The 20,358-nt window shown below is 68.4% G+C and carries 20 protein-coding genes and 3 pseudogenes; 7 read left to right on the plus strand and 16 right to left on the minus strand.

The annotated features are described in order from the left end of the window. Window positions 1-104: 104 nt before the first annotated feature. Window positions 105-386 (plus strand): peptidylprolyl isomerase, encoded by a 282-nt coding sequence (locus PSPA7_RS04390; protein WP_003157456.1) that lies wholly within the window; start codon window positions 105-107, stop codon window positions 384-386. A 177-nt stretch (window positions 387-563) separates the two neighbouring features. On the opposite strand, the gene piv is transcribed toward PSPA7_RS04390, so the two are convergent. The 5 genes and pseudogenes from piv to PSPA7_RS04420 form a co-directional block, all read right to left on the minus strand. Then, window positions 564-1,952, minus strand: a complete 1,389-nt coding sequence (piv, locus tag PSPA7_RS04395) for a protease IV (protein ID WP_012074275.1) — start codon at window positions 1,950-1,952, stop codon at window positions 564-566. Between the two features lie 530 nt (window positions 1,953-2,482). Then, the gene (locus PSPA7_RS04405) at window positions 2,483-2,992 is read right to left on the minus strand and encodes a GrpB family protein (RefSeq protein ID WP_004368830.1); all 510 of its coding nucleotides are present in this window, start codon (window positions 2,990-2,992) and stop codon (window positions 2,483-2,485) included. 187 nt (window positions 2,993-3,179) lie between these two features. Beyond that, a complete protein-coding gene (gene xth / locus PSPA7_RS04410) occupies window positions 3,180-3,965 on the minus strand; it encodes an exodeoxyribonuclease III (protein WP_012074276.1) in 786 nt (261 codons plus the stop codon). Window positions 3,966-3,987: 22 nt separating this feature from the next. Continuing rightward, on the minus strand, window positions 3,988-4,551 hold the full coding sequence (locus tag PSPA7_RS04415; protein ID WP_012074277.1) for a DJ-1/PfpI/YhbO family deglycase/protease: 564 nt from the start codon (window positions 4,549-4,551) through the stop codon (window positions 3,988-3,990). A gap of 132 nt (window positions 4,552-4,683) precedes the next feature. Further along, window positions 4,684-5,617 (minus strand): annotated as a pseudogene (locus tag PSPA7_RS04420) (NAD(P)/FAD-dependent oxidoreductase). Window positions 5,618-5,700: 83 nt separating this feature from the next. On the opposite strand from PSPA7_RS04420, the gene PSPA7_RS04425 reads away from it, so the two are divergent. Next, a complete protein-coding gene (locus PSPA7_RS04425; RefSeq protein ID WP_003157314.1) occupies window positions 5,701-6,129 on the plus strand; it encodes an Rrf2 family transcriptional regulator in 429 nt (142 codons plus the stop codon). A 67-nt stretch (window positions 6,130-6,196) separates the two neighbouring features. Here PSPA7_RS04425 and PSPA7_RS32965 read toward each other — a convergent pair. Then, window positions 6,197-6,289 (minus strand): annotated as a pseudogene (locus PSPA7_RS32965) (hypothetical protein); the annotation flags it as partial. 207 nt (window positions 6,290-6,496) lie between these two features. On the opposite strand from PSPA7_RS32965, the gene dkgB reads away from it, so the two are divergent. The 3 genes from dkgB (at window position 6,497) to PSPA7_RS04440 (ending at window position 8,989) form a co-directional block, all read left to right on the plus strand. Continuing rightward, window positions 6,497-7,315, plus strand: coding sequence for a 2,5-didehydrogluconate reductase DkgB (gene dkgB / locus PSPA7_RS04430; protein ID WP_012074279.1), 819 nt, complete (start codon window positions 6,497-6,499; stop codon window positions 7,313-7,315). A gap of 125 nt (window positions 7,316-7,440) precedes the next feature. Beyond that, window positions 7,441-8,379, plus strand: a complete 939-nt coding sequence (locus PSPA7_RS04435) for a cyclase family protein (RefSeq protein WP_003157311.1) — start codon at window positions 7,441-7,443, stop codon at window positions 8,377-8,379. 76 nt (window positions 8,380-8,455) lie between these two features. Next, window positions 8,456-8,989 carry an SRPBCC family protein gene (locus PSPA7_RS04440; protein ID WP_041025289.1) on the plus strand — a complete coding sequence of 178 codons (534 nt, stop codon included), beginning with the start codon at window positions 8,456-8,458 and terminating at the stop codon, window positions 8,987-8,989. On the opposite strand, the gene PSPA7_RS04445 is transcribed toward PSPA7_RS04440, so the two are convergent. The 4 genes from PSPA7_RS04445 to PSPA7_RS04460 form a co-directional block, all read right to left on the minus strand. After that, a complete protein-coding gene (locus PSPA7_RS04445) occupies window positions 8,890-10,599 on the minus strand; it encodes an amidase (protein ID WP_012074280.1) in 1,710 nt (569 codons plus the stop codon). The genes PSPA7_RS04440 and PSPA7_RS04445 overlap by 100 nt on opposite strands. Window positions 10,600-10,816: 217 nt before the next feature. Then, complete coding sequence (locus PSPA7_RS04450) at window positions 10,817-11,308, minus strand: YybH family protein (RefSeq protein ID WP_003151790.1); 492 nt, start codon at window positions 11,306-11,308, stop codon at window positions 10,817-10,819. 13 nt (window positions 11,309-11,321) lie between these two features. Beyond that, window positions 11,322-12,308, minus strand: a complete 987-nt coding sequence (locus tag PSPA7_RS04455) for a zinc-binding alcohol dehydrogenase family protein (RefSeq protein WP_012074282.1) — start codon at window positions 12,306-12,308, stop codon at window positions 11,322-11,324. Between the two features lie 12 nt (window positions 12,309-12,320). Beyond that, window positions 12,321-12,692 carry a YybH family protein gene (locus tag PSPA7_RS04460; protein ID WP_012074283.1) on the minus strand — a complete coding sequence of 124 codons (372 nt, stop codon included), beginning with the start codon at window positions 12,690-12,692 and terminating at the stop codon, window positions 12,321-12,323. A gap of 102 nt (window positions 12,693-12,794) precedes the next feature. Between PSPA7_RS04460 and PSPA7_RS04465 the strand changes: the two genes are divergently transcribed. Together PSPA7_RS04465 and PSPA7_RS04470 are read left to right on the plus strand one after the other, a co-directional pair. Further along, on the plus strand, window positions 12,795-13,706 hold the full coding sequence (locus tag PSPA7_RS04465; RefSeq protein WP_012074284.1) for a LysR family transcriptional regulator: 912 nt from the start codon (window positions 12,795-12,797) through the stop codon (window positions 13,704-13,706). Window positions 13,707-14,133: 427 nt separating this feature from the next. Beyond that, on the plus strand, window positions 14,134-14,802 hold the full coding sequence (locus tag PSPA7_RS04470) for a TIGR04211 family SH3 domain-containing protein (protein WP_003151799.1): 669 nt from the start codon (window positions 14,134-14,136) through the stop codon (window positions 14,800-14,802). A gap of 83 nt (window positions 14,803-14,885) precedes the next feature. Here the strand turns inward: PSPA7_RS04470 and PSPA7_RS04475 are convergent, their stop codons facing one another. From PSPA7_RS04475 to PSPA7_RS04500, 6 genes and pseudogenes are all read right to left on the minus strand, one after another. Further along, window positions 14,886-15,947, minus strand: coding sequence for a 2,3-butanediol dehydrogenase (locus PSPA7_RS04475; RefSeq protein ID WP_225317491.1), 1,062 nt, complete (start codon window positions 15,945-15,947; stop codon window positions 14,886-14,888). 43 nt (window positions 15,948-15,990) lie between these two features. Continuing rightward, the gene (locus PSPA7_RS04480; protein WP_012074286.1) at window positions 15,991-17,103 is read right to left on the minus strand and encodes an acetoin dehydrogenase dihydrolipoyllysine-residue acetyltransferase subunit; all 1,113 of its coding nucleotides are present in this window, start codon (window positions 17,101-17,103) and stop codon (window positions 15,991-15,993) included. Then, entirely contained in the window at window positions 17,100-18,119 is a 1,020-nt protein-coding gene (locus PSPA7_RS04485) for an alpha-ketoacid dehydrogenase subunit beta (RefSeq protein WP_012074287.1), read from the minus strand. Before PSPA7_RS04485 ends, PSPA7_RS04480 begins: the two co-directional genes overlap by 4 nt. A 32-nt stretch (window positions 18,120-18,151) precedes the next feature. After that, window positions 18,152-19,126: a thiamine pyrophosphate-dependent dehydrogenase E1 component subunit alpha gene (locus PSPA7_RS04490; RefSeq protein ID WP_012074288.1), complete on the minus strand. Its 975-nt coding sequence runs from the start codon at window positions 19,124-19,126 to the stop codon at window positions 18,152-18,154. A gap of 22 nt (window positions 19,127-19,148) precedes the next feature. Continuing rightward, complete coding sequence (locus PSPA7_RS04495; protein WP_012074289.1) at window positions 19,149-20,189, minus strand: ATP-NAD kinase family protein; 1,041 nt, start codon at window positions 20,187-20,189, stop codon at window positions 19,149-19,151. A 17-nt stretch (window positions 20,190-20,206) separates the two neighbouring features. Then, window positions 20,207-20,299, minus strand: a pseudogene (locus PSPA7_RS04500) (SDR family NAD(P)-dependent oxidoreductase); the annotation flags it as partial. Between the last annotated feature and the right edge of the window lie 59 nt (window positions 20,300-20,358).

Raw genomic sequence — 20,358 nt, forward strand, 5'->3', positions numbered from 1 at the left:
AAGCAGGCCGTGTCGCGGTTGTCGAGCCTCCCCGCGGGCGCGGGTTGTCGGTGCCGGGCTGGATGTCTGCTAGGCTCTGCGCTTTCAACCGAGGAGTACCCCCCATGGCCCGAGCCACTGCCCGCCACATCCTGGTTTCCAGCGAAGCCAAGTGCAACGAACTGAAGACCGCCATCGAAGGCGGCGCCGACTTCGCCGAGATCGCCCGCCAGCATTCGACCTGTCCCTCCGGCCGCGACGGCGGCAACCTCGGGTCCTTCGGGCCCGGCCAGATGGTCCGCGAATTCGACCAGGTGGTCTTCAGCGCGCCGCTGAACGTGGTCCAGGGACCGGTTAAGACCCAGTTCGGCTACCACCTGCTGGAAGTCACCAGCCGCCAGGACTGAACAGACGGCGTGGATCGGCGCATGACGCCACCGGCGTCATGCGCCCTACGTGTCCCTGACCGACGAAAGAAACCGCATTTCCACGCGCCGATCCAGGCGTAGGGCGAATAACCGCCGCGCGGTTATCCGCCGGTGCGCGGGTTGCCGGCCCCGCGCGCTCGGTAGCCTGCCCGGTCTTCAGGGCGCGAAGTAGCGGGCGATCTGCGAGTAGACGCCGCTGAAGTCGGAGAAGTAATCGTTGCGCTTGGCGGTCGGTGCGCCGCAGTACGAGGGGCCGCCGTAGAGGCCGCCGCGCAGCTGGTAGGAACCGTCGCTGGCCTGGGTCAGCAGGCCCGAGCCGGACGAGCCACCCTCGACCACCGCCGACGGCCAGTCGACGCGGGTCAGGGCGGTATGCCCGTCGTAGGTGACGCCCACCGCCGTGACGTTGCCCTGCGAGTACTTCTTCGCGTCGCCGCGCGGATGGTGGATGTCATGGCCGAGCGCGCCGTTGGCGATCGGCGTGGCGCTCCAGCCCTGGTAGAACACGCCGGCTGGCGGGGTACGCTTGAGTTCCAGCAGCAGGGTGTCGCGCTTCTCGTCGCGGTGCAGGATGTTCGCCCCGCCGGTCAGCACGGTGACGCTCTGGTTGATGGTCGAGGCGTCGCCGTAGCACTGGGTGGTGTTGTAGAACCAGATGGTCTGCAGCGTCGCGGCGGTAGCCTGGTCCTCGATGCAGTGCGCGGCCGACCAGAACAGCTGGCGCTTGGGCGAGTTGCCGTTGTTCAGCAGGGTGCCGGTGCAGATGTAGCTGCCGCCGTCGGCCGAGTTGGTGAAGACCATCTTCGCCACCGCGGCGGTGGCGTTGTCGTAGGCCGGCGTGCCGCTCTGGGTCGCGCAGACCGCATCCACCTCGCAGCTGCCGCTGGCACCGAAGCCGTCGCGGTAGCCGGCCTTGTACAGCGAGTCGGCGAAATACGATACCTGGGGTACCGACAGGCGCAGGTCCCCCGGTTGCAGGCTGGCCGGCAGGACCAGCTCCACGGTCAGGGTGTCGCCCTCGATCACCGGGCTCCAGTAGGGGCGGTTGGGCGACAGATCCTTGCCGCTGGCCTCGAAGATCTCCTTGCCGGCACCGGCGAAGTGCAGCACGACGTCGTCGGGCAGCGAGCCGCTGCGGGTTTCCAGGCGAATCGCGGCGCGCAGGCTGGCGGCCCCCGCGGCGCTGATCGGGAAGCGCGCGGTATGGCGGCCGTCCGGGGTGTCGATCCACTCGAGGGTGGCCAGGTCGATTTCCGGCGTCGCCGTCTTCAGACCCACGCCCACTTGCAGCGGCGTACCCGGTTTCGGCGCCAGCGGCGCGGCGCGTGCCACGCGGCGGGCGGGGGGCGCGGCGAAGTGGATACCGGCCGCCGAGGTCGCTGCGTTGGGGTTGGCGAAGCGGGCGTGACCGGTGCTCGCCGGAGAAGCCTGGAGCACGGCGACGTCGCCAGCCATTTCGTTCGCACCGGGCGCCGCCGAGGCCTGGTTCGCGCCGACAGTCAGCGCGAGAACCAGGCATGCATTCAGGTATGTAAGCTTATGCATGAATCGACTCCTTGAGTGTGGGGGAGGGCAACTTCCTTAATCATTCGCGTGGCGAAAGATATGCAGGGGTGACGGAGTCGTTCAAATATTTTTTATGTTCGTTTCTGTTAGCTATTAATTCTGCGCAAGTGTGGCTGGTTAGCAAAAGGAATAGCTATTAGTGCGGGCTGGATGAATATTTTGAAGTTCGTCGGAATCCAACGGAAGTTCGGGTTGCAGGCGCTCTGCAATGCGCACTTGTTAGGTTCATGCCTAGAGCTTTGCCGAGCGATGGCGCACTTTCCTGGTGCGCTATGGATTGTGACGGAGTTAACGAATATGAACTTGGAGTATTCGGACTTTTCCGCCGGGCGGCGCTTTGATTGGTTGGTTTGTTTTCGGTTGGAATTTATATGTCTTATTTCTTTTGATGCATCTTGATTTGATGCTTTCTTATAATTGCCGGATATATACCGCTCAGCGAGCGGATGGCGCCGTGCCTGATACTGGGGCCGGCAAGGCGGTACGAGATTACTCATGTTCCGCTGAGGTCAGGACCGTTTGGCACAGGGGACCATCACGCTGTCGATGAAGGGCGCCTTGCCGGCGAGGTACTCGCCGATGCCGCCGGTATTTTCCGCCTCCAGGGCCAGCTTGAGGTCCTGGTAGCGTTGGCGCAGGAGCGAATCCTTGCGCAGCAGGTCGCGGAAACGCAGCATCCTGTCGATCTGTGCATGACCCTCGGTGCAGACATGAATCTTGTGAGTGCGCACGCCGTCGACGTCGCGCCGATGGAAATGGTGCCCCGCCGACAGGTCGCTGCCGCGCACATAACCGAGGTCGCGCAACGCCTCGTCGCGGCGGACCTCGTCACGCTGTGCCGAAACCACCACCAGCAGGTCGATCTCCGGCTTGGCCGCGAGCCCCGGTACGGCGGTGCTGCCGACATGATGGATGGCCAGCAGCTCGTCGCCGAAGGCACCAGCGATCTGTGCGCGGGCGACCTGGAAGCGTATGGGCCAGCGCTCGTCGTAGAGGGTGATGGTGCTGGTCAGGACCATGGGGTGGCGCCTCGCGAGGGGACGGTGGGACGTTTCGGTCGGGCGATGCTACTACCCCGCCGCCTGCCCTGGCGAGCCTGTCCTGGCAGGCTCGGCGGAGCGCCGTCGAACCAGGAACGATAAGTGGCCGATGAAGGCTGCCGGCGCTTACCGTTCCTGCGTCGTCCGGCGTGGCGCCGCGACACGGTCAGGGTCGGCGCAGGCTTACCCAGGCCGGCGCGTGGTCGCTGGCGTGCTCCTCGCCGCGCACCCAGCGATCCACCCCGGCGTCTTCCAGGTGGTCCGCCAGGCTGGCGCTGAGCAGCAGGTGGTCGATGCGCAGCCCGGCGTCGCGTTGCCAGTGCTGGCGGAAGTAGTCCCAGAAGGTATAGAGGCGCCGGTCGGGGAAACGCTGGCGCAGCGCGTCCACCCAGCCCTGCCGCAGGAGGCGCTCGAAGCACTCGCGGGACTCCGGCTGGAGCAGGGCGTCCTTTTTCCAGGAGCGGGTGTCGTAGATATCGAAGTTGCTGGGCACCACGTTGAAGTCGCCGGCCAGCACCACCGGGTGGCCGCTCTTCATCAGCTCGGCGGCGTGTCGGATGAGGTGCTCGAACCAGGCCAGCTTGTAGTCGAACTTCGGTCCCGGCTGGGGATTGCCATTGGGCAGGTACAGGCTGGCCACCAGCAGGCCGTCGACGGCCGCTTCGAGGTAGCGGCTGTGGGGATCGCTGGCGTTGCCCGGCAGGCCGCGGCGTACCTCCAGCGGCTGGCTGTCGCGGGCGAGGATGGCGACGCCGTTCCACGCCGACTGGCCCTGCCAGATCGCGCCGTATCCGGCCTTCTCCAGCGCCGCGGCGGGGAAGCGCGCGTCGGGCGTTTTCAGTTCCTGCAGGCAGACGATGTCCGGCGCTTCCCGCTCCAGCCAGGCCAGCAGCGCGGCCAGCCGGGTCTGGATGCCGTTGACGTTGAAGGTGGCGATCTTCAGGGTGCCCACCGATTGTCTCCACGAGCGACGATCAGGCCGCCGCCCGCAGGGCCTCGCCGATGGCCTGGTTGAACGCCTGCAGGTCGCCCGGGTTGCGCGAGGTGATCAGGGTCCAGCCGTTCGCCGGACAGGTCTTCACCTGGGCGTCGACCCAGTCGGCACCGGCATTGCTCAGGTCGATGCGCACGCTGGAATAGGAGGTCAGGGTCTTGCCGCTGGCCACGCCCGCATCGATCAGCAGCCACGGGCCGTGGCAGATGGCGGCGACCGTCTTGCCCGCTTCGCTGAACTCCTTGACCAGGCGCCGGGCCTCGCTGTCCTGGCGCAGGGTGTCGGCGTTCACCGTGCCGCCGGGCACCAGCAGCAGGTCGTAGTCCTCGGCGCGCTGGCCTTGCAGCCGGGCGTCGGAGTCGACGATCAGGTCTTTCTCGCGGTCATGTACCCAGGTCTGCGCCTCGCCGCCTTCGATGGTCGCATGGGTGACCGCGGCGCCCTGTCGCTTCAGGGCTTTCAGCGGTTCGAGCAACTCGTCGCGCTCGATCCCGGCATTGGCGGTGATGACCAGTACCTTCTTGCCTTGCAGGTTCGTGCTCATGGTTTTCTCCTTTGTCGGGGCGCCCGTGACGGGCGCCGTGGCGTGACATGCAGGAGAGTGGAAAGCTGGAGCGCCGGGGAGTTCGAAAGATTTGCCGGGCGGTGGGCCGCTCCTTGGCCGCCGGCTCCGCCGTCAGCGGAACAGCAGGGAATGATGGACCGCGCCACCGGTGCGCGCGCCGTCGCCCACTGCGATGGCGACGTTGCCGGCCGCCAGCGCCGCGTCGCCGCAGGCGAAGACGCCGGGAACGCTGGTTTCGCGCATGCCGTCGGTCCTGATGAACGGCCCGCTCGGTCCATCCTCGAACTCGCAGCCGAGCAATGCCGCCAGCGGGCTGGCCCATGCGCGTACGTGGCTGGGTGAACAACCCCGCGAGCGGAATCGTGCGTCCGCTGGCCAGGATCACGTCGGCGCGCACGCCGCCCAGAGCGACCACGGCTTCGCGCTCGATCGCCACGCCGCGCCGGTCCAGCCTGGACATTTGCTCGGCATCAGGTTCGAAGACGCCGTTGAGGAAGAAGGTGGTCGTTCCCCAGTCGGGCAACATCAGGGCGTGGTGGATGGCCAGCGGCGAGGCCGCCAGTACGCCAATCGGCCCACCGTCCAGTTCGTAGCCGTGGCAATACGGGCAATGGAACACGTGCCGGCCCCAGCGCTCCGCAAGACCGGGGATCTCCGGCAGGTCGTCGGCTACCCCGCTGGCGAGGATCAGCCGGCGTGCGGTGAAGCGTTCTCCGTTGGCGGCCTTCACCACGAAACCGTCAGCCTCCTTCTTCGCCGCGACGGCGGCTTCGGACAGCCACTCGACGCTGGGATAGGCCAGCAACTGTGCGCGGGCGTCATCGGCGATGGCCGCCGGATCGCGGCCGTCCTGGCCGAGAAAGCCATGGGAGGCCCGGGCGAAGCGGTTGCGTCGCAGGCCCGTATCCATCACCAGCACCCTGCGCCGCGCCCGCGCCAGTTGCATGCCCGCGGAGATGCCGGCATAGCTGCCGCCCACGATGATCACGTCGAAAGTCATGGCGTATCTCCCATTCGGATAGTCATGAAACAACATAAGTTTCATGATATGGGCTTGTCAACGCTCTCGTAACTTTTTCTGTAGCGAGAGATACTCATGGCCTTTCCGTCTCCACGAGCCCGCCGTCCATGAGAAACGACACCCGCCTCTCGCGCATGCTCCATGTGCTGATCCATATGGCCCGCCACGAAGGGCCGGCGACCTCCGAAGCCATCGCGCATATGCTCGGCACCAACCCGGTGGTGGTGCGGCGGACCATGGCGCTGTTGAAGAACGAAGGCTACGTGAGTTCGGAGAAGGGTCATCGCGGCGGTTGGAGGCTGGCCAAGCCGCTGGCGGACATCACTTTGCTGGATATCCACCAGGCACTGGGAGCGTCCTCGATCTTCGCCATCGGCCTGTCTACCGACCATCCGGAATGCCTGGTCGAGCAGGCGGTCAACGAAGCGCTCGGCGAAGCGTTCGAGGCGGCGCAGGCGCTGCTCCTGGAGCGCCTGGGTAGCGTTACGCTGGAGCAGTTGGCGAGCGAGTTCGAGCGCCGCTACCGGCCCTGCTGAGGCGGCTGGAAGGGGTGTTCGAACAGCGCCGCCGCGCCTGTGGAGGCTCGGCGGCGGTCCGAGCCCGGAGCGTGTACTTCACCGTGGACATCAGGTTGCGCGGCTCGCCGTAGTTGAGGTTGCCGAAGTCGATGCCGCTGTAACGGTACTTGTCGCACAGGCTGCCCCGGCCGCCATGGCCGTCGAGGCGAAGCCGATGAACTGCGTTCTGCCAGAGGCTGGCGATTTCCGCTGGAGACCTCCAGTGAAGGCCTCCTTGATTCGTGACTCCAGCGCAAATGAATTTGCTCCATTCTCGTCTTAATCGAAGAGTTGCAAGCCGCCACACTGCGCTTCATTCGAGCCATCCCGCCCACGGAGCGCAACCATGTCTTCCACCGTCCACTCTTTCCCGTCCTTCGGCCTCGGCACCTTCCGCCTGACCGGCCAGGCCGTCATCGACTCGGTGCGCAGCGCCCTCGAACTGGGCTACCGCGCCATCGACACCGCGCAGATCTACGGCAATGAAGCGGACATCGGCCAGGCCATCGCCGAGAGCGGCGTAGCCCGTTCCGAGCTGTTCCTGACCACCAAAATCTGGGTCGATCACTACGCCAGGGGCAGGCTGGTCGCCAGCCTGCGCGAGAGCCTGGAAAGGCTTCGCACCGACCAGGTCGACCTGACCCTGATCCACTGGCCGGCGCCGGGCAACGGCGTTGAGCTACCGGAATACATGGCGGCGCTGGCCGAAGCCAAGGCCCTGGGCCTGACCCGCCGGATCGGTGTCTCCAACTTCAATATCGAGCTGACCCGCCAGGCCATCGCCGCGGTCGGTGCGGGCGAGATATCCACCAACCAGATCGAGCTCAGCCCCTACCTGCAGAATCGCGCGCTGACCGCCTTCCTCGAGGAGCAGGGCATCGCGGTCACCTCCTACATGACCCTGGCCTACGGCAAGGTCCTGAAGGACCCGCTGCTGGCCGGCATCGCCGCCAAGCACCAGGCCACCGTGGCCCAGGTTGCGCTGGCCTGGGCGATGCAACTGGGCTACGCGGTGATCCCGTCCTCGACCCGCCGCGAGAACCTTGCCAGCAACCTGCTGGCCCGCGACCTGCGCCTGGACGACGAGGACATGGCGCGCATCGCCGGTCTCGAGCGCAACGGCCGAGAGGTCAGTCCGCAGGGCCTGGCGCCGGCCTGGGACTGAGCCGGCCTTCCCATCCTCCCGGCGCGCCGCAGCGGTGCGCCGTCGACCCCAATGCCTTCCACCCGACGCCGGGCGAGGACGCTCCGCGTCCCCCCGCCGGTCTCGACGAACACAGGAGAATCACCATGAAAACCTTCGCCATGCTCGCCCTGGCCGCCGCGCTGCCGTTCGCCGCACAATCCGCCGCGGCCGCCGACTGGTACCCTTCCGCCTACGGCGCGAAGGACGAAATCGGCGCCGCCAACCTGCTCACCCCGGAAGTGGTGAAACAGGCGGTCGGCCTGGTCAGGACCGGCAAGACCTACCCGCTGGCGGTGCCGGTGGACAAGAACCTTCCGGCCTTCCGCCACCGCAGCTTCCGCCTCTACAACATCCAGCCGGGCGAACAGGCCGGGCAGTCCCTCGGCCCGAACAGGTTCACCTTCAACGACGAACTGGTGAACGCCTGGACCGGTGTCGGCACCCAGCTCAACGGCATCGGCCACATCGGTATCGACAACCGCTACTACAACGGCAACCAGGCCGCCGACTTCGTCACCGTCGAAGGCGTGAAGAAACTCGGCATCGAGAAGGTCCCGCCGTTCGTGACCCGCGGCGTGGTGCTGGACATGACCGCCCACTATGGCAAGGACATCGTCCCCGGCGGCACCGAGTTCAGCGTCGCCGACATCCAGGCGGTGCTGAAGAAGCAAGGCCTGGCCCTGCGCAAGGGCGACGTGGTGCTGTTCAACACCGGCTGGCTGGAACTGATCGGCAGGGACAACAAGCAGTTCCTCGAAGTCGAGCCGGGCATCGGCATGGAGGCCGCGAAGTGGCTGGCCGACCAGGGCATCGTGGCCTTCGGCGGCGACACCTGGGCCTCCGAGGTGTATCCCAACCCGCACGGCAAGGACGAATTCCCGGTCAACCAGTACATGCTGGCCAAGCGCGGCATCTACAACCTGGAGCTGATCGACAGTCGCGCGCTGGTTCGCGACCAGGCCTGGGAGTTCCTCTTCGTCCTCGGCCAGCCGCTGTACGTCGGCTCGACCCAGGTCAACATCAACCCGGTGGCCATCCGATGAACCGTTCCACCCAGGCGGTGCGCCCGGCACCTTCCTTCATCGAATCGGCGGGGCGCATGCCCCGGGAGCCATCGTGATGGCCAAGGCCCGTGCATCCATCGATCTACGCAACGACGCCGAACAGGTCTGGCGCCTGGTCGGCGGTTTCGACGCGCTGCCTGACTGGCTGCCGTTCATCCTGCAGAGCGTGCCCAGCGAGGGCGGCCGGGTCCGAACGCTGGAGAGCGTCGAGGGCGGCACCAGCGTCGAACGCCTGCTCGACTTCAGCGAGGCTGGGCGCAACCATACCCACGCCATCCTCCAGGACCCGGCCCCGGTGCGCGACTGCCAGGCGACCCTGCGCGTCCTGCCGCTCGCCGACGGCCGTCGACCATTGCCCTGCGACCTTCCGCGGTGCGCATTGGTCGGAACGGCCGGGGCCGAGGCTGGCGCAGACGAAGAGTCGAGGCACCGAGAACTACCTTGGACGGAAGAACAAGGCCGGGAGGCGGGGGCCTCCCGGCCAGAGGGTCACTCGCGTACCAGCGGCGGCGTGCGCGGCGGCACGATGCGCCGCGCGCCGGTCGACTCGAAGGCCGCGGCGAAGCGCAGCAGCGCCGAGTCGTCGTAGGCGCGGCCGGCGAAGGTCAGGCCCACCGGCATGCCGATGTCGGCCATCACCCCCATCGGCACGGTGACGGTGGGCACGCCGAGGTGGCGGATGGCGAGGTTGCCGTTGGCGACCCAGACGCCGTTGCTCCAGGCGATGTCGGCCGAGGCCGGGTTGACGTCGGCGTCCGCCGGGCCGACGTCGGCGACGGTGGGGAACAGCACTGCGTCCAGGCGCAGGCCCTGCATCCACTCCTCGAGGTCGATCCGCCGGGTTTCCTCGAGGCCGCGCAGGCCATCGGGCAGGGTCGCGATCCGATCCCAGGGCTTGATGCCGCGCTCGGCCATCCGCACGTATTCGTCCATGCCGGCGGCCAGGTCGCCCTCGCGGTTGGGCAGGGTGCCGGGGTCGTGGGGGAAGATCTGCGGGCCGTCGACATCCGCCAGGCGGTTCAGCTTCGGATCGCCATTGGCGCGCAGGAAGTCGTCGAAGCCCCAGGCCGAGAGTTCCCACAACTCGTCGTGGAGGAATTCCTTCGACACCAGGCCTCGGTTGAACACGGTGGGCGCGCCGGGGCGGTCGCCCTCGCAGTTCGAGACCAGCGGGAAGTCCACCTCGATCACCTCCGCGCCGGCGGCTTCCAGGGCCTTGCGCGCCTGTTCCCAGAGGGCGATGACCGAGGGCCGGGTCTGGATGCGCTGGCCGGTCGGGCCGCCGATCCCGGGGGATTCGCTGGTGCCCGCATCGGGGTCGGCGTTGATGAACATGCGCGGCACGCCAAAGCGCTTGCCGGCCAGGGCCTCGGCGCCTGCCGCCAGGGCCGGGTAGCTCGCCGGGCGCACCTCGGAGGCCTTGGGGATCGGCACCCAGGGCTGCATGCGCCAGAGGTCGCCGCGGGTATCGGGATCGTCGGCGACCACCACGTCGAGGATCTCCAGGAGGTCGGCCATGTTCCGTGCGTAAGGCACCACCACGTCCATGGTTGGCGTCAGCGGCCAGTTGCCACGCACCGAGATCACCCCGCGCGACGGCGTGTAGGCGCACAGCCCGTTGTTCGACGCCGGGCCGCGCCCGCTCGACCAGGTTTCCTCGGCCAGGCCGAAGGCGGCGAAGCTGGCCGCGGTGGCGGTGCCGGCGCCGTTGGAGGAACCCGAGGCGAAGGGCGCGGTGAGGTAGGCGGCGTTGTAAGGACTCTCCGCGCGGCCGTAGACGCCGCGCTGCATGCCGCCGTTGGCCATGGGCGGCATGTTGGTCTTGCCCAGGCAGATCGCCCCGGCGGCACGCAGGCGCTCGACGGTGAAGGCATCGCGCTGGGCCACCAGGTCCTTGAACGCAGGGCTGCCGGAGGCCGCAGTGAGGCCCTTGACCAGGTAGCTGTCCTTGGCGGTGTAGGGAATGCCGTCCAGCGGGCCGAGGGTCTCGCCACGCGCCCGGCGGGCGTCGGAGGCCTGCGCTTCGGCCAGCGCGTCGGGATTGCGCACCACCACCGCGTTCAGCGCGGTGGGCGTGCCGGGCGCATCGTAGGCGTCGATCCGCGCCAGATAGGCCCGGACCAGTTCGACCGCCGTGGTACGGCCGGAGTCGAGCGCGTCACGCAGCTCGGCGATGGAAACCTCGGTGACCTCGATCATGCTGTCACCGCCTGGCGTATGGATGCGGGGATACCGTTAGCGACGCTCATCATCGTTCCTCTTGTTCACTGCTTGCTGCGACGGGGGCGAGCCCGCGCCCGGTTGCCCGGCCCTTCGCCCGGCGCCGGATCGTCGCCGGAAGCGCCAGTGTACCAACTTGGCCGGTGGCGGCGCTGTCCGGCCGGCGTGTCGCGACCGTCCCTGGCCAGGCCTGGCCTCAGGGCAGCCGGGGAGGATTGGTGGTGCTGAAGATGTAGCGGGCGAAGCGCCATTGGCCGTCGTTTTCGCGGTGCAGGAGGAACACCTCCTGGTTGGCCTCGGCGTCTGCGGGAGCGTCGACGCCCAGCACTTTCAGCGTACCGTTGGAGCGGGTCCGGGCGAAGGCCCAGTCCGGGCCCAGCGGGCGGATCTCGTCGATGCTGAAGTCGATGTCCAGGCGGATCTTCGCGAACACCTGCCGGTAGGCCGCGCGTACCGCCTCGCGGCCCACCGCGGGCAGGCTGTGTTGCGGCATGAACACCGGGTCGCGGGCATAGAGTCTCATCACCGCGTCGACGTCGGAGGCGTTCAGCGCCTCTTCATAGCGTTCCAGCTGCCGGGTGACGGCGGCCTCGATGGTGGGGTCCGCTGCGGCGGCGTGCGCCGCGAATGGTGAGAGGGTGGTGCACAGGAACGGGAGCGCCAGTCGGGCAAGGGGAATATGAAGCATGGTCGGCTCTCCTCTAGACGCGGACCACGAACTTGCCGAAGGCGCGATTGGCCTCCATGAGGCTGTGGGCGCGGGGCAGGTCGTCGAAATCGAAGGTGGCGGACAGCAGCGAGGGCAGGCGGCCGCTGGCCAGTTCCTGCACCACCCAGCCCAACGGCGAATCGCCCAGGTCCAGGTACGCGCCGCCGAGCAGGTCGCTGGGGAAGAAGCTCAGGCGGGCCGCGCCGGGCAGGTCCTGCATCAGTTGGAACCGTTCGAGCGATGGCGGGCCACCGAGCAGGCCGATCACGCATACCGAGCCGAACGGGCGCAGGCTGCGGACGCTGTCGCGCAGGGTTGGCGCGCCGACCACCTCCAGCGCGGCGTCCACGCCCTCCGGCAGCGCTGCGAGGATCGACGCGGAGAGCTCGCCGTTGTCGACGAATACCAGGTCGGCTCCCAACTGCCGCAGGCGCTCCGTGTTTTCCGCGCTGCGGGTGCTGGCCAGCACCCGCAGGCCGCGTGCCTTGGCGTAGGTCAGGGCGGCCAGGCCGACCGAGGAGGTGGCGCCGCGTACCAGCAGGGTCTGCCCGGGTTGGATCGCCAGGCTGCGATCCAACGCGCCCCAGATGGTCAGGTAGGCTTGCGGCAGTGCTGCCAGCTCCTCCCAGGACAGATAGGTGTCGGGCAGGGCGAGCACATTGCTGCGCAGGACCGTGACCTCTTCCGCGTAGCTGCCGTTGCGGCTGAACTGCAGGCCACCCATCGCGGTGGCGACCCGCTGGCCGACCCGGAAGCGCCCGGACGGGTCCAGCAGGACCTCGCCGACCGCTTCGATGCCGGGAACTACCGGCCCGGTGATCGGACCCATCTTGCCGGCGCGCCGATAGAGCTCGGCGCGGTTGAGGCCGAAGGCGCGCACGCGGATCCGCACTTCGTTGGCGTTCGGTTCCGGCGAGGCGATGTCGCGCAGGCGCAGGACTTCCGGACCGCCGGCTTGTTCGATGACATAGGCTTTCATGGCGGTGGTTCCTCAGGCGCGCGACTGGTTGGTGGCGAAGAGATAACGGTGGATCTTCCAGTGACCCTGTTCGCGCCGGAACACGAACAGCTCGTTGTTGCCCTCGGCGATTTCCACGCCGTCGGCCAGCAGACGGGTGCGCCCGGCCGAACTGGTGCGGGCCCAGGCCCAGTCGCCGGCGACCTCGTGGATGTCGAAGCGGACCTGCAGGCTGATGCTGGCGAACACCTGCCGGTAGCCGGCGCGCACCGCTTCGCGGCCGACCAGGGCCGGGGCATGCTGCGGCATGAACACCGGCGCGTCGCCGTAGAGTTCGAGGATGGTGTCGATGTCGTTCGCGTTGAGTGCGGTCTCGTAGGATCGCAGGATGGACTGGATGCTCATGGACGGAATCTCCCGTGGTGGACGGTCGTTACCTTCCTCCTTCCGCATTCGATAAAAAATGCACAAGATAGAGAAGATGGTTTCCATCAATGAGAGGTAGGCATGGACCTGAACGCGCTTCGCATGTTCGTTGGCGTAGTCCAGGCGGGTAGCCTGTCGGCCGCCGCCGGTCGCCTCGGGATTCCCCTGCCGACGCTCAGCCGGCGGGTCCGCGACCTGGAGCGCCAGCTCGCTGTGCAGTTGCTTGAGCGTTCGGTGCGCGGGACGCGGTTGACCGAGGCGGGCATGCGGCTCTACGAGAATGCCTCTCGCGGTGTCGAGATGCTGCACGAGGCGGAGCAGGCCCTGGTCTCGGACCAGGCGCGGCTCAAGGGTCGCCTGCGGCTGTCACTGCCGCCCGGTTTCGAACCCTGGTGGGAGTTGCTCGGGCTGTTCCAGCGGCGCTATCCGGAGATCCGCGTGCAGGTGTTCACCACCGAACGGCGCATCGACCTGATCGAGGATGGCGTCGACGTGGCCCTTCGGGTCGGCGCGGTCGCTCATGAGACGATGGTGGCGCGTCGCCTGCTGGCCTACCGACATGTACTGGTGGCCAGTCCGCGCCTGCTCGAGCGCGAGGGCCTGGCGGAGACGCTCGATGACCTGCGCCGGTTCCCGGCCGGCATGTGGTCCCCCGGCGGCAGCGGCGAGGGTGCCTGGTCGCTGGGCGGGCAGCCGGTCAAGCCGCGGGTGGTGCTGGCGACCAACGACTACGCGCATCTGCGCGCCCGTGCCCTGGCCGCCGAACTGGTCGCCGAGTTACCGCCGTTCATGGCCGCCGCCGCGGTACGGGCCGGGGAACTGGTCGAGCTGCTGCCGCGGTCGCCGTTGCCGGAGCAGGAAATCCACCTGCTCTATCCGTCGCACCGACATCCCTCGACCCTCGTCAGGACCTACCTGGATTTCTGCCAGCAGCACCTGGACCTGTTGCGCGAGGCCTGCGGGCTGGACGAGCCGCCGCCCGCCGAGGGCTGACAGGGCGCCGCCCGGCTCGCGATGTCACTCGGTCTCGGCGAGCGGCCCGGCCGGGAGCTCGGTTTGCCATGTGTGCGGGCTGCCATGGCAAGCTGCCCGCGGCGCTGTCGGAGGCGGTTTGCCGCTGGCGCGGAAATCCGAGGATGATTCCGAGGATCGATCCGCAGGGGCCTCGCTTCCGCATCGCATCGGGCCTGCGTGAACGGCGAAATTTTATTGTTACAACCATCCATCCATTCCTGCGGAAACGAGTGAACTCAATCCCACCGGACGCTGTCTGTCAGCCGTCGGCCCAACCGGGCCGGGCGCATGGCCCTTGGCCATGCGGTAGCCCCGTCCCGGTCGCGCGCTTGTCCATAACAATTCGACTGGCCGGCTTTTTCGCTCCCCTTTGCGGGTTTCGTTCTCTCGCCATGTGAAGATTGCCATGTCCCTATCCCGTCGCTTCCCCGCCGCTCTTTCCCCGTTCCAGAACCGCGTCATCGGAGCCTGCCTGCTCGGCGGCCTGCTGGCGGCCGGCGCTCCGGCGCAGGCCGAGGAGGCGACCGGCAACGCGCGCTGGGTGAGCGACAGCCTGACCACTTTCGTGCGCAGCGGCCCCACCGATGGCTATCGCATCGTCGGCACCCTCACTTCCGGGCAGAAGGTCGAGTTGCTCGGCACCCAGGGCAACTACAGCCAGGTGCGTGGGGAGAACGGCAGCACCGTGTGGATCCCCAGCCGCGACCTGCAGGAGGTCCCCGGCCAGGCCGAACGCCTGCCGCAGCTGGAACAGAAGGTGGCGGCGCTGACCGCCGAGCTGGACGGCATCAACGACACCTGGAAGACCCGCGTGCAGGGCATGCAGGAAACCCTCGACACGCGCAAGAAGCTGATCGACGAATTGCAGGCGGCGCGCAGCAACCTGGACGCCGAGCTCGGCAAGGCCCGCTCCGACCTGCGTGCGGTGCAGGCGCAACTGGGCGACGAGAACAAGCAGGTGCTGATGCGCTACATGGTCTACGGCGGCAGCATCGCCGGCGCCGGCCTGTTCGCCGGGCTGATCCTGCCGTCGCTGCTGAGGGTGCGGCGCAAGCGCAACGACAAGTGGTTCTGAGCCTCCGCCCGCGTCTCTGCGTTTCGTAAAGCAAGCCCCGCCGGCCGCGGGGCTGCGTCGCAAGCGCGACAAGGGCTGAAGCGTCAGCCGCCCGGCGAGACGATGATCTTCACGTTGTGCTCCTTGTTGTTCACCAACTCTTCGAAGCCGCGTTCGACGATTTCCTCCAGGCCGATCCGACCGGTCACCAGCGGCGCGATGTCGAGGCGGCCGTCGGCGATGAAGGCGATCACGTCGGCGAACTCGCCGTTGTAGGCGAGTGCGCCGAGCACCTGCTTCTCGGTGGAAACCAGCTCGAAGAAATTGAATTCGCTGGGCTCCTCGAAGATTCCCACCAGCACGCACTTGCCGGCCTTGCGGATGGCGTCGATGGCCAGCCTGGCGGTGTGCTTGTTGCCGATGCACTCGAAGCTGACGTCGGCGCCAAGCCCGCCGGTGAGGGCGCGGATTTCGCCGAGGGCGTCGCACCGCGAGGGGTCCAGCACCTGGCTGGCGCCGACCTCCAGGGCCTTGGCCTTGCGCGCCGAGGACATCTCCAGGGCGATCACCTGCGCCGCGCCGGCGGCGCGCGCGCACATGATGGTGCACAGGCCGATGGTGCCGGCGCCGACCACCACCACGTTCTGCCCGAGCAGGCTGCCGGCCTTCTTCACCGCATGCATGCCCACCGCCAGCGGCTCGATCAGCGCGCCGGCCTCGCTGGGAAATCCGGCCGGCAGGGCATAGAGCAGGTTGGCCGGGACGTTGACGTACTCGGCGAAGGCGCCGTTGTTCATCAGCCCGGTGAAGGCCAGGTTCTCGCAGATGTTGTACAGCCCGTGGCGGCAGTAGTAGCAGGTGCCGCAGTGCTGGCAGGCATCTGCGGCTACCACCTGGCCGACGGCGAAGCCGGCCACGCCGTCGCCGAGGCGGACGATCTCGCCGCTGAACTCGTGGCCGAGGATGCACTGGCCCTTGAGGCCGGTGAGCGGGTGCGGCGTCTCCACCGGGATGAACACCGGGCCGGCCAGGTATTCGTGCAGGTCGGAACCGCAGATGCCGCACCAGTGCACGCGGATCTGCACCCAGCCGGGCGGCGGTTCGCCCGGGAGCGGCACGTCTTCCACGCGGATGTCGTGGCGACCGTGCCAGACGGCGGCGCGCATCGCCGCGTTGGCTTGCGGGAAACTGTTCATGGCGGTCGTCTCCTCAGTGCTGGCGGAGGAAGTCGAGCAGCAGGCGGTTGACCTGCTCGGCGGCTTCCATCTGCACCATGTGCGCCTGTCCGGGAATGATCTCTACCTGGGCCGACAGGCCCTCGGCATGCCGCGCCGGGATGATCGCGTCATCGCCGCCCCAGATCGCCAGGACCGGCTGGCGGCCCTCGCTCGCCACGGCACGCAGGTCGTTGCGCTGGCGACCGTCGGCGAACAGGTTGTCCAGCAACTGGCGCAGGGCCGCATCGACGCCCTCCAGGCGCTTGTAGCGGAGCATGTCCTCGAGCATCTGCCGGGTGACCAGCGCCGGGTCGGAGAACAACTGCACCAGTTGTGGCTTCAGCGCGTTGCGGTTGGCCGCCTCGACGAAGCCGCGCAGGTAGTCGCCGTTGATCTCCTCGCCGAGGCCGGCGCTGCCGATCAGGCTCAGCGACAGCACCCGCTGCGGCGCCAGGCGCGCGCAGTTCAGCGCCACCGCGCCGCCCATGGAGTGGCCGGCCAGGTGCGCGTGTTCCAGTTCGAGGTGATCGAGCAGGGCCAGCACGCTGGCGCTGAGTTCGTCGAGGTCGCCGCGCGCCAGGAGCTTGCCGGACTCGCCGTGGCCCGGCAGGTCCAGGGCGATCACCCGACGCTCGGCGGCCAGCGCCTCGTGGTTGAACAGCCAGTTGTTCAGGTCGCCGGCGAAACCGTGGATCAGCAGTAGCGGCGCATCTCCCTCGCCACGGTCGAAGTAGCGCAGGACGCGGCCATCCAGCTCGACCTTGCGGGGGGCCGGTCCGCTGTCCGCGGCGTCCTGGTGGCCGGGGACGAACTCGGCCTGGAAGCGTTGCACCACGGCGTCGATCTCCTCCTCGCTGGCCTCGCCCTCGACCACCACGCCGAGCAGCGCGCCGACCGCCAGGGTCTCGTCCGCGCGCGCCACCTGGCGCCGCAGCACGCCGGAGAAGGGCGCCTCGACGCTGCTGGAGATCTTGTCGGTCTCCACGTCGAGCACCTCGTCGCCTTTCTCGATGTGCGCGCCTTCTTCCTTGAGCCAGGCATCCACCCGGCCCTCGCTCATCGACAGGCCCCACTTGGGCATGGTCAGCGTATGGATCCGGCTCATGCCGCGTCCCTCCCTTCCAGGGCCTGGCGCACGGCCGCCTCGATCTTCGCCGCGTCGGGGATGTAGAGGTCTTCCAGGGCGTCGGAGAAAGGCACCGGCGTGTGCGGCGCGGTGACCCGGCGGATCGGCGCGCGCAGCGCGGAGAAGGCCCGTTCGGCGACCAGCGCGGCGATGTCGGTGGCCATCGAGCAGCGTGGGTTGGCTTCGTCGATCACCACCAGGCGGCCGGTCTTTTCCACGCTTTCGAGAATGCTGTCCTCGTCCAGCGGGCTGGTGCTGCGCAGGTCCAGTACCTCGCAGGAAATGCCCTGGCGTGCCAGGCTGGCGGCGGCGTCCATGGCCAGGTGGACCATGCGGCCGTAGGTCACCAGGGTGACGTCGTCGCCGTCGCGGAGGAAATTGGCCTCGCCGAAGGGCACCGTGTACAGCTCCTCGGGTACCTCCCCCTGCATCGAGTAGAGCAGCTTGTGTTCGCAGAAGATCACCGGGTCGTTGTCGCGGATCGCCTGGATCAGCAGGCCCTTGGCATCGTAGGGCGACGACGGGCAGACCACCTTGAGGCCGGGGATGTGGGTCCATAGCGAGGTGAGCATCTGCGAATGCTGGGCGGCGGCGCGCAGGCCGGCGCCGACCATGGTGCGGATCACCAGCGGGGTGACCGCCTTGCCGCCGAACATGTAGCGGAACTTGGCGGCCTGGTTGAGGATCTGGTCCAGGCAGCAGCCGGCGAAGTCGACGAACATCAGTTCGCACACCGGGCGCATGCCGCGGGTGGCGGCGCCGACCGCGGCGCCGACGTAGCCGATCTCCGACAGCGGGGTGTCCAGCACGCGGCCGGGGAACTGGTGGTAGAGGCCCTTGGTGACCCCCAGCACGCCGCCCCAGGCGTCGTCCTCGCCGGGCGCGCCGGCGCCGCCGGCATTGTCCTCGCCCATGATGAAGACGCTCGGGTCGCGGCGCATTTCCTGGGCCAGCGCCTCGTTGATGGCCTGCTGGTAGCTGATCTTTCTCGCCATGATGGTTCTCCTCGTTCTTGTTGTCGGGCGGCTCAGGGATAGGACACGTAGACGTCGCGCAGCAGGTCGGCCGGCTCCGGCTTGGGATCGTTCTTGGCGCGCTGTACGGCATCCTCGATATGCGCTTGGACCTCGGCGTCGATGGCGTCCAGGTCGCCGATGGAGAGCAGGCCGGCATGGCTGGTGCGTTCGCGGAACTGCTCGAGGCAGTCGCGGGTTTCCCGGTAGTGCTTCACTTCGCCGGGGTCGCGGTAGGTCTGCGCGTCGCCCTCGAAGTGACCGTAGTAGCGGGTCAGCTTGACTTCGATCAGCGACGGCCCCTCGCCGGCGCGGGCGCGCTCGATGGCGGCACCGGCGGCTTCGTGGACGGCGAAGAAGTCGAAGCCGTCGACGGTCACCCCGGGCATACCGAAGCCGGCGGCGCGGTCGGCGATGTGGTCGCAGGCCACCGACCAGTTGGCCGCGGTGGCCTCGGCATAGCCGTTGTTCTCGGCGACGAACAGGCACGGCAGGTTCCACACCGCGGCCAGGTTCATCGCTTCGAACACCGCGCCTTCGTTGGAGCCGCCGTCGCCGAAGAAGGCCACCGCCACCGCATCGCTGCCTTTCAGCCTGGCCGCCAGCGCGGCGCCGGCGGCCAGCGGCGCGCCGGCGCCGACGATGCCGTTGGCGCCGAGCATGCCCTTCTCCAGGTCGGCGATATGCATGGAGCCGCCCTTGCCCTGGCAGACGCCGGTCTTCTTGCCGTAGATCTCCGCCATCATGCCGTGCACGTCGACGCCCTTGGCGATGCAGTGGCCGTGGCCGCGGTGGGTGGAGGCGATGCAGTCGTCGTCGCGCAGGTGCGCCATCACGCCGGCGGCGGAGGCTTCCTCGCCGGCGTAGAGGTGGACGAAGCCGGGTATCTCGCCCGTGGCGAACTCGACGTGCAGGCGTTCCTCGAAGGCGCGGATGGTGCGCATCACGCGGTAGGCATGGAGCAGTTGGTCGGTGCTCAGAGTGGACATCTTGTTGTTCTCCAGGTTGTCTTCACGGGGTCATCGGGGTTCGCTGGCCGGCCAGCAGGCGATGGCGGGCGGCGTAGGCGAGGGTGGCCGGCACATCGACGCTGAACGGGCCGGAAGGGTCGAGGGTGATGCTCGGGCGGTCGGTGGCGCTGAACTCGATCTCGCGCTCGCCGTCCAGCGCCAGGGTCCCGCTGGACAGGCTCGGCGCGTGGGCCACGCCCGGTTGCAGGTAGCCGGCGGCAGAGACCCCGCAGTCCACCAGCAGGCCCGGCGCCAGCGGCACCAGCAGGCTCTCGCGGGCGTCCGGATGCAGGCGCATCCAGGCGCCGTGGGGCTCCTCGCGGCTCACCGGCGACCATAGTCCGCAAAGCGCCGAGAGGCCGATGGCGTGGGGTTCGGCGAAGCTGACGAAGACTTCGGCGAGGTCTTCGGCGCGACTGATGGCGCGGGCGCCGATGAACGGCTGCGGCGACACCGCGACGTCCACCAGCGCCCACTCGCAGAGCCCGCGGCGCGCCTCGCGCACCAGCAGGCGCTTGTTGCGTCGCAGGCCGATCTCCGGCGGCACCCGGCCGCTGGCGCAGAGGCCGCCGGCGAGCCCCGCGCCAGTGGCTTCGCGTAGCTCCGGGAAGGCGTTGTTGGTCCCGGTGGACAGCGCCAGCAGGGGGATGTCGCCGACCTCGGCGGCCACCGCCTTGTGCGTGCCGTCGCCGCCGAGCACGGCGATCAGCGCCACGCCGCGCTCGACCATGCGCCGCGCCGCCAGGCGGGTATCCTCGACGCTCTGGCGCAGCGGCATGTCGAGGAACTCCAGGAACGGCCAGTGGCCGTCGCGGGCCTGGCGGGTCTGGCTGGCCCGGAGCACGGCGGCGGCGATGCCGGTCATGTCCGGCGGCAGCAACGCGTGGCGGATGCCGGTGGCGCCGAAGGCGGCGAGCAGGCGTTGCACCACCGATGCCTTGTCGGTGCTGGAATGCAGCCCGGCATGCGCGGTGAGGCGACGCAGGTCGCGCCCGGAGGCCGGGTTGGCGATGATGCCGATGAGCGGCGAGGTCGGCTTCATAGCGAGAAGCCGCCGTCGACGGCGATGCCCCGGCCGATGCCGCGCCCGGCGCCGGTCACCAGGGTGACCCGGGAGTGCAGGGAAAAATCGTCGGACGACGTAGCGTGCATGCTTCACCTCTGATTGTTCTTGTGGGTGGTATGCGGCGGGGCGTTGGGAGGAGCGGACA

It is taken from the genome of Pseudomonas paraeruginosa PA7, from assembly GCF_000017205.1.
In the GTDB taxonomy this organism is placed as follows: domain Bacteria; phylum Pseudomonadota; class Gammaproteobacteria; order Pseudomonadales; family Pseudomonadaceae; genus Pseudomonas; species Pseudomonas paraeruginosa.